This window comes from Allobosea sp. 01N443, assembly GCF_056399325.1.
Genome location: NZ_JBFTRC010000082.1, coordinates 21,751 through 35,767, shown reverse-complemented (window position 1 = coordinate 35,767; position 14,017 = coordinate 21,751). Strand labels below are relative to the sequence as shown.

At 67.4% G+C, this 14,017-nt stretch carries 16 protein-coding genes and 2 pseudogenes; 9 read left to right on the top strand and 9 right to left on the bottom strand.

The genetic code is table 11. The features are described from left to right. A partial coding sequence (locus tag AC1DRP_RS19945) for a sodium:solute symporter family protein (RefSeq protein WP_476769346.1) occupies positions 1-1,132 on the top strand: 1,132 nt, incomplete at its 5' end. 155 nt (positions 1,133-1,287) lie between these two features. After that, positions 1,288-1,497 (top strand): hypothetical protein, encoded by a 210-nt coding sequence (locus AC1DRP_RS19940; protein ID WP_476769345.1) that lies wholly within the window; start codon positions 1,288-1,290, stop codon positions 1,495-1,497. A 137-nt stretch (positions 1,498-1,634) separates the two neighbouring features. Here the strand turns inward: AC1DRP_RS19940 and AC1DRP_RS19935 are convergent, their stop codons facing one another. After that, positions 1,635-2,573, bottom strand: a complete 939-nt coding sequence (locus AC1DRP_RS19935; RefSeq protein ID WP_441507330.1) for a LysR family transcriptional regulator — start codon at positions 2,571-2,573, stop codon at positions 1,635-1,637. A gap of 121 nt (positions 2,574-2,694) precedes the next feature. Between AC1DRP_RS19935 and AC1DRP_RS19930 the strand changes: the two genes are divergently transcribed. The 3 genes from AC1DRP_RS19930 to AC1DRP_RS19920 all read left to right on the top strand — a co-directional run bounded on the left by AC1DRP_RS19930 (position 2,695) and on the right by AC1DRP_RS19920 (position 4,284). Next, positions 2,695-3,423 carry an SDR family oxidoreductase gene (locus AC1DRP_RS19930; protein WP_476769344.1) on the top strand — a complete coding sequence of 243 codons (729 nt, stop codon included), beginning with the start codon at positions 2,695-2,697 and terminating at the stop codon, positions 3,421-3,423. Then, entirely contained in the window at positions 3,423-3,770 is a 348-nt protein-coding gene (locus AC1DRP_RS19925; protein WP_441507332.1) for an Atu4866 domain-containing protein, read from the top strand. The genes AC1DRP_RS19930 and AC1DRP_RS19925 overlap by 1 nt, the downstream gene beginning before the upstream one ends. An 82-nt stretch (positions 3,771-3,852) precedes the next feature. Continuing rightward, entirely contained in the window at positions 3,853-4,284 is a 432-nt protein-coding gene (locus AC1DRP_RS19920) for a nuclear transport factor 2 family protein (protein WP_441507333.1), read from the top strand. Between the two features lie 144 nt (positions 4,285-4,428). On the opposite strand, the gene AC1DRP_RS19915 is transcribed toward AC1DRP_RS19920, so the two are convergent. The 8 genes and pseudogenes from AC1DRP_RS19915 to AC1DRP_RS19880 all read right to left on the bottom strand — a co-directional run bounded on the left by AC1DRP_RS19915 (position 4,429) and on the right by AC1DRP_RS19880 (position 11,895). After that, positions 4,429-5,343 carry a LysR family transcriptional regulator gene (locus AC1DRP_RS19915; RefSeq protein ID WP_441507334.1) on the bottom strand — a complete coding sequence of 305 codons (915 nt, stop codon included), beginning with the start codon at positions 5,341-5,343 and terminating at the stop codon, positions 4,429-4,431. Between the two features lie 9 nt (positions 5,344-5,352). Next, positions 5,353-5,532 (bottom strand): annotated as a pseudogene (locus AC1DRP_RS19910) (YeiH family putative sulfate export transporter); the annotation flags it as partial. 463 nt (positions 5,533-5,995) lie between these two features. Further along, positions 5,996-6,703: a L,D-transpeptidase family protein gene (locus AC1DRP_RS19905; protein WP_476769343.1), complete on the bottom strand. Its 708-nt coding sequence runs from the start codon at positions 6,701-6,703 to the stop codon at positions 5,996-5,998. Positions 6,704-7,076: 373 nt separating this feature from the next. After that, entirely contained in the window at positions 7,077-8,090 is a 1,014-nt protein-coding gene (locus AC1DRP_RS19900) for a proline racemase family protein (protein WP_476769342.1), read from the bottom strand. A 36-nt stretch (positions 8,091-8,126) separates the two neighbouring features. Further along, a complete protein-coding gene (locus AC1DRP_RS19895; RefSeq protein WP_441507337.1) occupies positions 8,127-8,912 on the bottom strand; it encodes an ABC transporter permease in 786 nt (261 codons plus the stop codon). A gap of 1 nt (position 8,913) precedes the next feature. Continuing rightward, positions 8,914-9,747: an ABC transporter permease gene (locus AC1DRP_RS19890; RefSeq protein ID WP_476769341.1), complete on the bottom strand. Its 834-nt coding sequence runs from the start codon at positions 9,745-9,747 to the stop codon at positions 8,914-8,916. Continuing rightward, complete coding sequence (locus AC1DRP_RS19885) at positions 9,747-10,805, bottom strand: ABC transporter ATP-binding protein (RefSeq protein WP_441507339.1); 1,059 nt, start codon at positions 10,803-10,805, stop codon at positions 9,747-9,749. The genes AC1DRP_RS19890 and AC1DRP_RS19885 overlap by 1 nt, the downstream gene beginning before the upstream one ends. A 46-nt stretch (positions 10,806-10,851) precedes the next feature. Then, complete coding sequence (locus tag AC1DRP_RS19880; protein WP_441507340.1) at positions 10,852-11,895, bottom strand: ABC transporter substrate-binding protein; 1,044 nt, start codon at positions 11,893-11,895, stop codon at positions 10,852-10,854. A 105-nt stretch (positions 11,896-12,000) separates the two neighbouring features. Between AC1DRP_RS19880 and AC1DRP_RS19875 the strand changes: the two are divergent. The 4 genes and pseudogenes from AC1DRP_RS19875 to AC1DRP_RS19860 form a co-directional block, all read left to right on the top strand. Continuing rightward, a pseudogene (locus tag AC1DRP_RS19875) lies at positions 12,001-12,414 on the top strand (DJ-1/PfpI family protein); the annotation flags it as partial. 52 nt (positions 12,415-12,466) lie between these two features. After that, positions 12,467-12,676, top strand: coding sequence for a helix-turn-helix domain-containing protein (locus tag AC1DRP_RS19870; protein WP_476769347.1), 210 nt, complete (start codon positions 12,467-12,469; stop codon positions 12,674-12,676). A gap of 115 nt (positions 12,677-12,791) precedes the next feature. Then, positions 12,792-13,202 carry an MbcA/ParS/Xre antitoxin family protein gene (locus AC1DRP_RS19865; protein ID WP_441507342.1) on the top strand — a complete coding sequence of 137 codons (411 nt, stop codon included), beginning with the start codon at positions 12,792-12,794 and terminating at the stop codon, positions 13,200-13,202. Continuing rightward, positions 13,196-13,891 carry an RES family NAD+ phosphorylase gene (locus AC1DRP_RS19860; RefSeq protein WP_441507343.1) on the top strand — a complete coding sequence of 232 codons (696 nt, stop codon included), beginning with the start codon at positions 13,196-13,198 and terminating at the stop codon, positions 13,889-13,891. The genes AC1DRP_RS19865 and AC1DRP_RS19860 overlap by 7 nt, the downstream gene beginning before the upstream one ends. Positions 13,892-14,017 lie beyond the last annotated feature (126 nt).

Here is a 14,017-nt window from a genome sequence, read left to right as displayed (position 1 = left end):
GCCCTATATCGCGCTGCAGCTCGTCGGCATCCAGGTGGTCATCGGCGCGCTCGGCATTTCCGGGACCGGCCTTGCCGCCGACCTGCCGCTGATCTTCGCTTTCCTGGTCCTGGCGGCTTTCACCTATTCGAGCGGCCTGCGCGCGCCGGCCTCGATCGCGATCGTCAAGGACATCCTGATCTATGTCACCGCCTTTGCCGCGATCATCATCATCCCGATCCAGCTCGGCGGCTTTGCCAAGATCTTCGCCGCGGTGCCGGACACGAAGGTCCTGCTCGAAACGCCGCCCCCCGGCTCGACCGGGGCCTACAGCACCTAYGCGACGCTGGCGCTCGGATCGGCGCTGGCGCTGTTCCTCTATCCGCATTCCATCACCGGCATTCTCAGCGCCAATGGCGGCAAGGCCATCCGGCGCAACGCCGCCATGCTGCCGGCCTATTCCTTCCTGCTCGGCATTCTCGCGCTGTTCGGCTTCTTCGCGATCGCCGCCGGCGTCCGCAGCATGCCGGAATATGCGGCGGGCTTTGCCGAGTTCGGCAATAATTTCGCGGTGCCGGCCCTGTTCCTGCACAGTTTCCCGGCCTGGTTCGTCGGCATCGCCTTCGCCGCCATCGGCATCGGCGCCCTGGTTCCGGCGGCGATCATGTCGATCGCGGCCGCCAATCTCTATACCCGCAACATCCACCGGGAGTTCATCAACCGGAACCCGACCGACCGGCAGGAGGCCCAGATGGCGAAATGGGTTTCGCTGGTCGTCAAGCTGGGTGCGCTCGTCTTCATCCTGTTCGTGCCGACGCAATATGCCATCCAGCTGCAGCTGCTCGGCGGCATCTGGATCATCCAGACGCTGCCGGCGGTGATGCTCGGCGTCTATACGCGTTGGTTCAACGGCTGGGCGCTGCTGATCGGCTGGCTGGCCGGGATCGTCGCCGGCACGCTGATGGCCTTCGCGTCCAATCTGACGCCGACCTTTCCGCTCAGCTTTGGCGGGCATGTCTTCCCGGGCTACACCGCCGTCTACACGCTGGTCCTGAACCTCGTCATCGCCGTCGTGCTGACCTTGCTCTTCCGGGCGTTGAAGGCCCATTCGATCGCGGCCGACGAGACGATGGCCGCCGATTATTCCGCCTGACACCCCGGGGACCGGGCCGGACATGGGCCACGGCCTCCTCACGGCGCCACGCTGTCCCCTTGGCTTGGACCGGGATGGCGAAGCCGCAGACTATTTGGCGCGTCGCCCCGGTTGTGAGATCGTCGCCTGATCAGGAGCGAAGAAGCGAGGGCCCTATGGATACGGACCAGGAGGCCAAGGACCGCGTCACGCAGATCATGCAGAAGCACCTGGAACTTGCGCAGGAGCAGCTCGAAATGGCTGAGCGCGGCGTGCTCTTGTCGATTGATGGAGCACCCGAAGGGATCAATCTGACCAAGGAGGCATTGKCCATCCGCGTCGGGCAATTGCAGGGTGCGCTTGATCGACAGCGAGGACGCGGCTGATACCAGCCATGCGCCTGCAGAAGGGCGTGAAGCGGGACCGTCGTTGCGCTGGTCCGCTCTTCCCAGCCCAGCGAACGCGCATGTCACGCGCCAGTCCTCGGCCGCGATAGGGGGCGTTCGAGGGCGGTGGCGGGCGCCTATGCCGACCTTGGCATGCGCGACGCGTTCGCCGAGCCGACCGAGCGCTTCCGGCTCTTGCGGATGTGATCGACGAAGGCGCGCAGCTTCGGCGCCATGTTCTGGCGGCTCGGATAATACAGGAAGAACCCCGGGAAGAACGGGCAAAATTCTTCGAGCACGGGAACGAGCTCCCCGCGCTGGATGGACGGTCGAAATGTTTCCTCCAGCCCGATGGTGATGCCGCCGCCCGCGACCGCCATGCGGATCATCAGCGCCATATCGTTGGTGGTGGCCTCCGGCTTCACGTCAACCGCGAAATCCTGGCCCGCCTCCGTGAACTCCCACCGGTAGGGAGCCGCTCGTGGCGCCGGGCGCCAGCCGATGCAGCGATGCGCCGCGAGCTCGCGCGGATGGATCGGCGTCCCCCGGCGCGCCAGGTAGCCGGGAGCGCCGACGGCGAGTTGCCGTTGCGGGGCGGAGACGGGAACGGCGATCATGTCCTGCTCGATGACCTCGCCGAGCCGCACGCCCGCGTCATAGCCGTAGGCGACGATGTCGATCTCGTCATCCGTCACCAGGACGTCCAGCTGCACGTCCGGGCATGCCACCCCGAAACTGGTGAGAAGCGGGCCTGACAGGAAACTCTCTGCGATCGAGGAGACCGCCAGCCGCAACTGGCCGCGCGGTCCGGAGCCGAGTTGATGAGCAGCCTCGGTCGCCGCGCGGATATCGGCCAGCGACGGGGCGATGTCGGCATGGAGACGCTCGCCGGCTTCGGTGAGGCCGACGCTGCGGGTGGTGCGGTGGACGAGGGCAATGCCCATTGCGTCCTCGAGCCGCCTGATCGTCTGGCTGACGGCCGAGCGCGTCACGCCTAGCCGGTCCGCGGCTGCCCGGAAGCTTCGTTCCTCGGCGACCAGGACGAAGGTCGCGAGCGCGTTGAGGTCGGTCGCCATTGGTTAGAAAGTCTAACCATAGCGTCGCCTCCTGGCTAGATACCGGCGACAGCGCCGGGCGCCTATCTCCTCGATCACGGGTTCCGCATCACGCAGCGGACCAAGCGAGAGGAGTTGGACCATGGCTATGGACAAGACCGTTCTGGTGACCGGGGCATCAAGCGGCATCGGCGTCGGCATCGCCCGCGAGCTCGCCGCCGCCGGAGCCCGTCTGATGCTGGGCGCACGCAGGGTCGAGCGACTCGATGCCCTCGCCGAAGAGCTTCGGCAGGGCGGCGCGAAGGTCGACTATCGCCGCCTGGATGTGACGCGGCAGGACGACGTCCTGCGCTTCGCCGACGCAGCCCGTCAGCAGTTCGGGCGGATCGACGTCATCGTCAACAATGCCGGCGTGATGCCGCTCTCGCCGATGGCCTCCCTGAAGGTCGACGAGTGGGACCGCATGGTCGACGTCAACATCAAGGGCGTCCTCTACGGAATCGCCGCGGTCCTGCCGGAGATGACGTCCCGGGGCTCCGGCCACATCGTCAACATCGCCTCGATCGGTGCGCTCAGCGTCTCGCCGACGGCGGCCGTCTACTGCGCCACGAAATATGCCGTCCGGGCGATCTCGGACGGCCTGCGCCAGGAGCGCAGCGACATCAGGGTCACCTGCATCCATCCCGGCGTCGTCGAGAGCGAGCTCGCCGGTACGATCACCGATCGCGCGGCGGCCGAAGCCATGAAGACCTACCGGAGCATTGCGCTCCAGCCTGACGCCATCGGTCGGGCCGTCCGCTACGMGCTGGAGCAGCCCGAGGACGTGGACGTCAACGAGATCGTCGTCCGCTCGACCAGGGCGCCGCACTGATGCGGGCCGGGGTCATTACCGTCGCGACGGGTGTCGTGGCGGCGCTTGCAGGTGCTGCCTTCGCGGAGAAACCCATGACGCAGGCCACTCATCCCTTTGTCGACATGTGGGTCACCGACGACAACCGGATCCGCCACGAACTCCTGCCGGACGGCCGCTATGTCGAGGCGCGCGGCAACCGCGAGGGCGCCTATCGCGGGCGATACGAAGTGACAGGCCGACACATCGAATACTGGGACGATACCGGCTTCACCGCCGACGGCGACTTCGTCGACAACGACACCCTCCACCATGCCGGCATGGTTCTTCGCCGGCGTGTCCGGCCGTCCTCCGCGACGGCCCCGTAAGCCGGATTTCCGGCAGTGGCGGCCCCGCGCGGTGGTCGCCCGGGCCGCTTTCCCAACCACCCTGAAGCGAAGGAGACGTTCAATGAACTCTGCTGCCCCATTCAATCGACCTGCGACCGCCGCCCGGCGCATCGGGCTTGCGGCCATCGTCGCCCTGGCCATCGCGCCGGCCATCGCCGCGCCGGCCCAGGCCGACACCGCACGCAACGAGACCATCGTGCGCGACGCGTTCCAGCGCTGGGCCGCCGGGGACAATGTCTTCCAGCAGCTGCTGGCCCCCGACATCGTCTGGACGATTCCGGGCTCCGGTTCCGTCGCGGGCACCTATCGCGGCATGACGGATTTCATTGAGCGGGCCTCCGTGCCGCTGGTCAGCCGCCTCGCGACCCCGCTCGTTCCCCAGGTCCGGCACATCTGGGCCGTCGGCGACCGGGTGATCGTCCGCTTCGACGCGACGGCCACGACGACTGGCGGACATCCCTATCGCAACCAGTTCGCCTGGTGTTCCGGATGAAGGACGGCAAGGTCGCCGAGGCCGAGGCGTTCCTCGACCTCGTCGCCTACCAGCAGGTCGTCGACAACAATCAGCCACGCCAGCGCTGAGGCTTCGGATGGAGCCGCCGGGCCGGCAGCGGTTCGGGCCGGGAGCGGTCTGGGATCAGATGCGCCCGCTGCCAGGTTCGGCCGCGCCGGCCTGCTCGCGCAGGAGCGACAGAAAGGCCTGCGCGGCCCGGCCGACATAGCGCTCCTTGTGCTGTAGGGCGTAGAAGCGGCGTCGCGGCACGGTCGCTGCGACCGCAACCAGTGACCCGGCCCGCAGCGCCGCCGCGACCACCAGGCGCGAGACCACGGTCGCCCCGGCACCGGCCTCCACCGCCGCCCTGACGGCTTCGTTCGAGGGCAATTCAAGCGCGATGTCGAGTTCCGCGAGGCTCCGGCCGTCGCGTGCCAGCAGGTCTTCGAACAGCCGGCGCGTGCCCGAGCCCGGCTCGCGCAGGACCCAGGGCGCCTCGGCGAAGGCCGCGCTTGCGAGCGCGGCTGCGCCGGCCCAGCGATGCCCGCGGGCGACGACCAGCACCATCTCGTCTTCGGCCACCGGCGAGATCGCCAGATGCGGGTCGTCGATCTCCCCCTCGACGATGCCGAGATCGGCGAGCCCGTCATGGACGGCCTGAGCGACAGTTTGCGTGTTGCCGATCGTCAGCGGCGTTTCGATGCCGGGATGGCGCGCCCTAAAGGCGTGCAGCAGCGGCGGCAGCCAGTAATTGGCGACGGTCTGGCTCGCGGCGAAGGCGAGCCGGCCGCGCTTCAGCCCGGCGAGATCGGCCAGCACGGCCTCGGCCGAGGCGGCGCGGGAGAGCACGGCGCGCGCCTCGGCCAGGAAGAGCCGGCCGGCATCGGTCAGCGTGATGCGCCGGCCGATGCGATCGAACAGTTTGACCGCATGGCGCGCTTCCAGGGCCGCGACCGCGGCGCTCGTCGCCGACTGGGTCAGGTTCAGCTCGGTCGCGGCTTTTGTGACATGTTCGCGCTCGGCGACCGCGACGAAGATCCTGAGCTGTTCGAGCGTCATCGCGATCCTTCACATCGTGAGCTTCATCCGCATCAGACTGAATGACGCGATGAAAGGAAAGGCCGCAAGGCCGAGCAGGAGAGGGCGCAGGCATTTGGCCCTGAGCTTGGCGATATCGGTCTCGAGCCCCATCGCGGCCAGCGCCATCGAGAGGAGGAAGGTGGTGGAAAGAACGATCAGCGACTTGGCTGGGCTTCGCACGCTGACGACGCGAGGCCGACCATGGCGACGTAATGATCGACGGAGACGATTGATCCCCGGCGCGAGGGCTTGCCGGGAGGCGCAGAGCCGTGCTCGGCGAGGGGCGAACGGAGGATGGCCTCTGTCGGATTGGAGACATGCGAGCGACGGGACATGTGTGGCGCCGAGCGGCCCGATGGGCTCGGCACCCATTTGCTGCGGCCGAGTCCGGCGCCATCGCCGCGACAGATGGCGCGAATGTGGGAGAACTGGCGCTCTGGCTGCAACCTGGTGCGATGCTCGCCTCCTTCCGGATTGGAGCCCGCACCTGGCGTATGCATTCACAGGCGGCGGCGAGCCGACGGGCTCAGTTCTTCTGGCAGTGGAAGCCTTCAGCGAAGGTAAGTTCCACCAATGCGCGCCGTCGCTGTTCTCGGGGCCGGGCGGCGCCTGGACCGGGGACTGACCGTTGCTATGCCGGCAGGACGACGACCTTCGTCTTGACCGGCGTACGCGAGTACAGGTGCATCATGTCCTGGCTGAGCAGGCCGACACAGCCGCTTGTGATGCCGTTCCCGATCGATTCGGGGTCGCTGGAGGCGTAGATCGTGTAGAGCGTGTAGGCGCCGTTCTGATAGAGATAGAGCGTGCGGGCGCCGAGCGGGTTTTCGAGGCCGCCGGGCATGCCGCGGGCGTATTTGGCCGCCTCGGGCTGGCGCTTGATCATCTCCTTGGGCGGTGTCCAGGTCGCCCATTCCGCCTTGCGCCCGATATAGGCGTCCCCGCTCCACCGGAACCCGTCGCGGCCGACATTGGYGCCATAGCGGGTGGCCGATCCGTCGTCCTCGACGCGGTAAACGTAGTAATTGCCGGGGTCGACGATAATCGTACCGGGCGCTTCCTTGGTCTCGTAGCGAACGGTCCGGCGATAATATTTCGGATCGACCTTGCTGACATCGACAGCCGGGATCGGGAATTTCTCTTCGGGCACCGGCCCGTAGATCTTGGCCGCCTCGGCGAGGCTCATGCCGTCGGTCGTGCAGCCGGCGAGTCCGAGCGCGCCGACGCCGGCGGCAGAACCGACCAGAAACGACCGGCGGTTGATAAGTCCCGTGCGACGCCCGATCAGAGCGATCTCGTCCATCTTGCCGGCATCGGCATTGCCACCGTCCATGATCATGATTTTGGACTTCCCATGTCTTGCTGCCCGACGAGAGAATACTCGGGCATACACCCGCTGAGCGTCTTCCTGAGCTAAGATTGCCGGGACATGGCCCGGCTGGCAAGCTCTGGCCTTTGTTGCACGGGGCTTGCCATGCACCAAGCCCGCTACCGTCCACGCTGTCTCGCAGCGTTACGTCGCGGTGGCTTCGACAAAAACGTGCAGGTCACGGCACCGCTCGGGTCAGCGGCGCCTCGGCTCATTCGCCCGGCATTTTGCGCATTCGGGCCGGGCGAGGGGCGCGCGGCTCTGGCGCGGGCCGGGGCCTTGCGGAGCCATGAAGCCGGTCGCGCCGGGACGGCCTGGCCTGGCTGTCCCGGCGCGATGCCGGTCAGGCGACGAGGAAGCCGGCGTCGACCGGATCGTCGCGGTTGATCGTCCAGCGTGCGGTGCCGAGCAACCCGGCGGTGCCCTTCACGGTCGGGCGCACGGCGCGCGTGCCGTTCAGGTTCGCCTCGCCGATCAGGCAGCCTTCGAAGGTTCCCGACCCGAGCAGCCCTTCCGAGCGGATCGGCTGGTGCAACGCGAGCAGGCCGCGCGCCTCATACATCGCCATCATCGCGCTCGTGCCGGTGCCGCCCGGCGAGCGGTCGAGCTGGCCGGCGGAGAAGACGTGGACGTTCTTGTAGAAAGCGCCCTCGATCGTCGGCTCGTGCCAGAAGGTCACGAAGTTGAAATTGTTGATGTGGCTCGACGCCGGGTGCTGGATGGCAACCTTCTGGCGCAGCTGCTCGCGGGCGATAATGCCGAGCCGGGAGAGCTCCGAGCCGTTCTCCGGCGAGATCCGCAGCGAGGTGCCGCGCAGGTCGATGATGCCGAAATAATTGCCGCCCCAGACGATGTCGGCCTTGAGCTGGCCGATGCCCGGCAGGTCGAAGGGCACGTCCTGCGCCGCGACATAGGCCGGCACGTTCTCAAATCGGGTCCACAGCACGTCCGGCCCGTCATTGGCGACCTCGGCCGTCACCAGGCCGGCGGTGGTCTCGAAGCGGATCGTCGTGACGCCATTGGCGCCGCGCCGGACGAGCCCGAGCGCGACCATCGCCATGCCGACCGCGATCGTGCCGTGGCCGCACATATGGGAGTACTGCGTGCCGTCGATATAGATCAGGCCGGCATCGTAGTCCGGGCTCGACGGCGGCGTCAGGAACACGCCGAACATGTCCTTGTGCCCGCGCGGCTCGCGCATCAGCGCGCAGCGCAGCCAGTCGTAGTTCTCCTCGAGGAAGCGGCGCTTCTCCAGGATGTTCGAGCCGGCGGGATAGGGAATCCCGCTATGGATGATGCAGAGGGGCTCGCCCTCGGTATGGGTGTAGACGACGTCGAAGATATTCTGCTGGCGCATGTGCGGGCTCCTTGGGACTAAACGGGGTGGACGGGATCAGCGGCGCTCGGAGAGCACGTCGAGGCCGATGGTGAGGTCGAGCAGCACGATCACGATCGCGGCGACGATGATCGTCAGGCCGGAGACCGCCGCGATCATCGGGTCGATCGTGTACTGGACGTAGTTGAACAGCTTGACCGGGATCGTGGTCAGCTCGGCCGTGGTGTTGAAGATGCTGAGCTCGACATTGATGAAGGAGGCGATGAAAGCGAAGATCGCGCCGCTGACGAGCCCGCTGCGGATCTGCGGCAGCGTCACCAGGAAGAAGGTCGTCAGCGGCCTAGCCCCGAGATCGGCCGACGCCTCCTCCAGGCTGCGCTGCTCGTCGCTGAGCTGCGGCAGCACGGCGCGCAGGACGAAGGGCATGATGATCACGACATGCCCGACGAGCAGGGCCGTGAAGCTGCGCACCAGGCCGATCGCGCTGCCATATTGCAGCAGCGCCGCGCCGAGCACGACATGCGGCAGGATCAGCGGCGACATCAGGATTTCCGACAGCAGGCGGCGGCCGGGAAAGCGATAGCGAGCGATCGCGATCGCGGCGGGCACCGCCAGCACGACCGCGACGATGGTCGCGGCGATCGCGAGCAGCGTGCTGGTCATGAAGGCCGAGACGTAGGACGGGTCGCCCAGCATCTTGCCGTACCAGGCGAGGGTGAGCCCCTGCGGCGGGAAGGCGAGGAAGCTGGTCGTGGTCAGCGAGGCGCCGACCAGCACGACGAGCGGCAGGGCGAGATAGGCGAGTGCCGCAAGGGAGATGATCCTGACGAGGTGCGTGACCATTTCAGGCTCTCCTCGGCTCGCTGAGGCGCCCGGCGAGCGTGACGAGCACCAGCGTCAGCACCAGCATGGTGATGCTGAGCGCGCCGCCATAGTTGAAGTCGAAGACCGAGCTGTATTGCTGGAAGATCAGCATGGAGAAGACGGTGATCCGCCCGCCGCTGAGCAGCGCCGGCGTGACATAAGCGCTGACCGCCAGCATGAAGACCATGACCGCGCCGGCCATCAGCCCGGGCAGGCTGAGCGGGAAGGTGATCTTCCAGAAGGTGCCGGCCGGCGTCGCGCCGAGATCGGCGGAGGCGTGTTCGAGCGCCGGATCGACCTTGGCGAGCGCGTTGCCGACCGCCAGCACGATGAAGGGCAGCAGGATGTAGACGAGGCCGATCAGGATGCCGAGCTCGGTGCCGAGGAAGCRCATCGGCCGCTCGATCAGGCCCAGCCCGATCAGGCCGTCATTGACGAGGCCGTTGCGGCCGAGCAGCACCATCCAGCCGAAGGAGCGTACGATGTTGCTGGTGAACAGCGGCACGATGAGCAGGATGACGCAGAACCGGCGCCAGGGCCGCCAGCGCACCACGCGCACGAGGTACCAGGCGAGCGGATAGCCGATCACGACTGAGACGAGCGTGGTCAGCGCGCCGATCCGGAAGGTCACCCACAGCACGTCCCAGTGATAGCTGTCGGCGAGGATGCGCAGGTAATGCGCGAAGGTCAGGTGACCATCCGGCGTGGTCAGGCTCGCGATCAGGACGACCGCCATCGGCGCCAGGAAGAAGGCGACGAAGAACGCCGCCGGCAGGGCGCAAAGCAGCACGACCGTGCGCAGCCTCCCGCTCATCACGCGTCCACCGGCACGAGGCTGAGATCGCCGGGGCGGATCGTGGCGAAGACCGGCTGGCCCGGCGCGAGGCCCGCCAGCGCCGACGGCGCGAGCCTGGCCGTCAGGACGGTGCCGCCGACCAAGACCGTGACGAGGGCATGGCTGCCGACATGGGTGATCTCGGAGAGCACGGCCGGCAGGGAGAGGCGATCGGCGACGGGCTCCGGCGCAATGAGGATATCCTCGGGCCGCAGCACGCCGGTTAGCGCGCCTTGCGGAGCGTCGCAGGCGGGACGGATGATCGCGCCGTCCAGAAGGGACAGGCTGCCGTCGCCGCGCCGCTCGACCTGGAGCAGGTTGGCATCGCCGATGAAGTCGGCGGCGAAGCGGCTCGCCGGCCGGGCATAGATGTCCTGGCCGCGGCCGATCTGCTCGATGCGGCCGCGGTTCATCAGCACGATCCGGTCGGCCATGCTCATCGCCTCGTCCTGGTCATGCGTCACGAACAGGAAGGCGATGCCGAGCCGGTGCTGGATCTGCTTGAGCTCGCCCTGGACCTTCTTGCGCAGCTTCAGGTCGAGCGCGCTCAGCGGCTCGTCGAGCAGCAGCAGCTGAGGCCGGTTGACGATGGCGCGCGCCAGCGCCACGCGCTGCTGCTGGCCGCCGGAGAGCTGGGCCGGCAGGCGCTCGCCGAAGCCGGCGAGGCCGACGAGCTCCAGCGCCTCGGTGCTGCGCTGGGTTGCCTCGCCCTTCGACGTGCCCTGCCGGCGCGGCCCATAGGCGACATTTTCCAGGACGCTCATATGCGGGAAGAGCGCGTAGTTCTGGAACACCGTGTTGAGCGGGCGGCGATAGGGCGGCAGCCGTGTCACATCCTCGCCGGCGAGCCTGACCGTGCCGGCCTCCGGCGTCAGGAAGCCGGCGATGCAGCGCAGCAGCGTGGTCTTGCCGCAACCCGACGGGCCGAGCAGCGCGATGAACTCGCCCTGCTCGACAGAGAGGTCGATCTCCGTCAGGGCCGCGTGCCCGCCGAAATGCTTGGACAGGCCGTCGATGGCAAGGATGGGGGTGCTCATGCTGCGGCTCGTGGTGCTCGTGCCCGGTCGTTCGCGCGCAGGTCGTTCACTTGCGCGCGATCTCGCGGTTCCAGGCGTCGACGACGCCTGAACGCAGCGCGTTGATCTCCGTCCAGTCGAAGAGCTGCAGGGTCTTGACCGAGCCGGTCTCGCCCCAGGGCAGCTTGCGCGCGGTCTCGGGCTTGACGACGACGTTCTTCACGGACGGGCCGAGATAGAGCTTCTCGGCGAGGCAGCCGGAGGCTTCGGGCGTCAGCGCCTGGTTGATGAATTTCGCAGCCGCGTCCTTCTTCGGCGTGCCCTTCACCAGATGGAGCCGGGCATCGGTTGCCCAGGCGCCTTCCTTGGGCACGACGAAGCCGATCGGCAGGCCCTTGTCGGCAAGGTCCCAGGCGCCGACGTTGAAATGCGCGCCGATGATCGCTTCGCCGCTCTGGTAGGCATTGGTCGCGGCGCCCGAGGAATCGAAGAACAGGGCGGCCTTGAGCTCCTTGATCTTCTTGAAGGTCGGGGCGAGGTCGCCGGGAGTGCCACCCCAGATCTTCGAGAGGAACATGACGAAGGGCACGCCCGCCGAATTCGCGGGGGAGGGGATGGTGACGGCATCCTCGAATTCCGGCTTCCAGAGGTCGTTCCACGATGTCGGGGCGGCCTTGACCTTCTGGGTGTTGTAGGTGAGCCCGAGCGAGTAATAGCCGGTGCCGACTGCATAGGTGGTCGAACCGCTCTTGTAGATGGCCTCGGGCAGCGTGTTGGCGAGATTGGGGATCGCTGCCGCGTCGAGGGTGTCGGTTACCTCCGCGGCGAGCGCCAGCTCGCTGATGCCGCCATCCATCCAGGCGACGTCGATGGTGGGAGCCGCCTTCTGTTGCTGCAGCTTCGACAGGGTGACGGTCGAGGTGCCGATCTCCGGCTTCACGGCGATGCCGGTCGCCTTGGTGAAGGGTTCGGCGACGCAGGCGCGGAAGGCGTCGCCCCAGTTGCCGCCATACCAGGCGACCGTGATAGAAGCGGGTTGCTGGGCCAGCGCCGGCGCGGTCAGCAGGGTGGTCGCGAGCATGGCGCTCGCCAGCCGGGCGGGTCTGTTCATCGTCGTTCTCCTCTGCCTGAGCGTCTTCGCGCTTCTACGATCATGGTGGGCGCGGCGCACGAAAGGCACTAGAATTCGCCGGCCAGAAATTTGAATAATCACGACATGAACACAGCGCAGTTTCCGCCATCGGCCAGCGAGCGGCCGCAATCCGCGCCCATCCCCGTTTCGCGGCTGCGGATCGGCTTCGTCCTGCTCGACCAGTTCACGCTCGCCGCTTTCTCCGGCCTGATCGATGTGCTGCGGCTGGCGGCGGACCATGGCGGCCGCAGTCGCCAGCTGCATGCGAGCTGGACCGTGATGAGCCTCGACGGAGAGCCGCGACGCTCGAGCTGCGGTGTCTCGGTTGCACCGAATGCGGCCCTGCTCGATCCGGCCGGGTTCGACTATGTCGCCGTCTGCGGCGGCAACGACTATCTCAACGACGCCTTGCCCGAGAGCCTGCTCGACTATCTCAGGCGGGCGGCRGCGTCGGGCGCGCGCCTGCTGGGCATCTGCACCGGCACCTTTGCGATCGCCAGGGCAGGGCTGGTCGGTCCGCGCCGGGTCTGCGTGCACTGGAACGTGCTGGATGCCTTCGTTCGGCATGTCGCTGGGCCAGAGTCCCGCGGCGTTCCAGCGCAAGCTGCGGCTGGACTATGCGCGCTGGCTGATCCTGAACAGCAAGCGCTCGCTCACCGACATCGCCATGGGCGCGGGCTTTGCCGACAGCGCCCATCTCTCGCGCGACTTCAAGGCGAGCTTCGGGGAATCGCCGCGCAGGCTCCGGCAGAAGGGCTAGCGCGGCCGACCGGTACCTGTCGTCTTCAGCTCTGAGGCAGCATCAGCGGCCGAAGCGGGGCGGATATTGCCATTTGGCATAAGTATCCTTATTTCATGCCGAAGTGAGGTGCGCCATGCTTGTAGAGATCCCCCGGACTGTTGCGACCCCGGCGGTGCCGGAGATTACGGTCGAGGAGGCCGCCGCGGCCGCCCGGGCGGTGATCAGGCTCTTCGAAAAATGGGGCCTGACCGACGCCGTCGCGCGCGAGATCCTGGGCGGGCTTTCCGCCCGGACCTATGCCCGTTGGAAGGCAGGGGACCATGGCCGGATCGACCGGGACCTGGCCACCCGCCTGTCCCTGCTGATGGGCATCCACAAGGGCCTGCGCACGCTCTTCACCGACCCTGAGCGCGGCTATGCCTGGGTCGGCAAGCCGAACGACGCCTTTGGCGGCCGGGCCCCGGTCGAGATCATGGCGCAGGGCGACATCTTCTCGCTGGCCCGGGTGCGCTCCTATCTCGATGCCGAGCGTGGTGGTTGGTGAGCGAGGCCGCGCCCGTCATCCGCGTCCACTGGCTCAGGGCCTACCGGATCATCCGCTCGATCTATCCGCCGATCGACCTGTTCGAGGACATCGCCGACCCGAGCGACTGGGAGGCGCTGGCCTCGATCGAGTCGAAGACCAATCCACGGATCTGGGAGCAGATCGGCCGGCTCGATCTCGTTCCGCCGGCGCGACGTGTCGCTGGACATGGGGCGAGCTACCTGATGGCGCCCTTCGTCCATATCAGCACGGATCGGCCAGGCCGGTTCACCGACGGCACCTGGGGCGTCTATTCCGCCGGCCAGAGCGATGAAGTCGCGATCCGCGAGGTCGCGCATCACCATGGCCGGGCGATGGCGGCGAGCCGGGAGGAGAGCGGCTGGACCTCACAGTTCCGCGTGCTGATCAACCAGGTCGATCTCGACCTGCATGATGTCCGGGCCCGGAGCGAGTTGCACGACGCGGACGACTATTCCGCCTCCCAAGCCCTCGCGCGGCAGATGCGGGCGGCGGGATCGAACGGGTTTTTGTACCTGAGCGTGCGCTGCCCCGGCGCAGAGTGCATCGCGATCTTCTGGCCCGACCTGATCCCGATCCCGGTGCAGGGCGACCATTACGACTTCCACTGGGACGGCGCCCGCGTTGACAGGGTGCGGAACTGCCGGACAGGGACGATCCTGGCGCTGTAGCCGAAGAAGCGGACTCAAGTCCTTGGCCGGTCACGCCTTCTTTCCGAGAGGATCGATCACGGAATGGTCGCCGGCGGCGTTCGCGTCAGCGCGAGATGATTTCGCGAACAAGGCTGACGAAGCCCC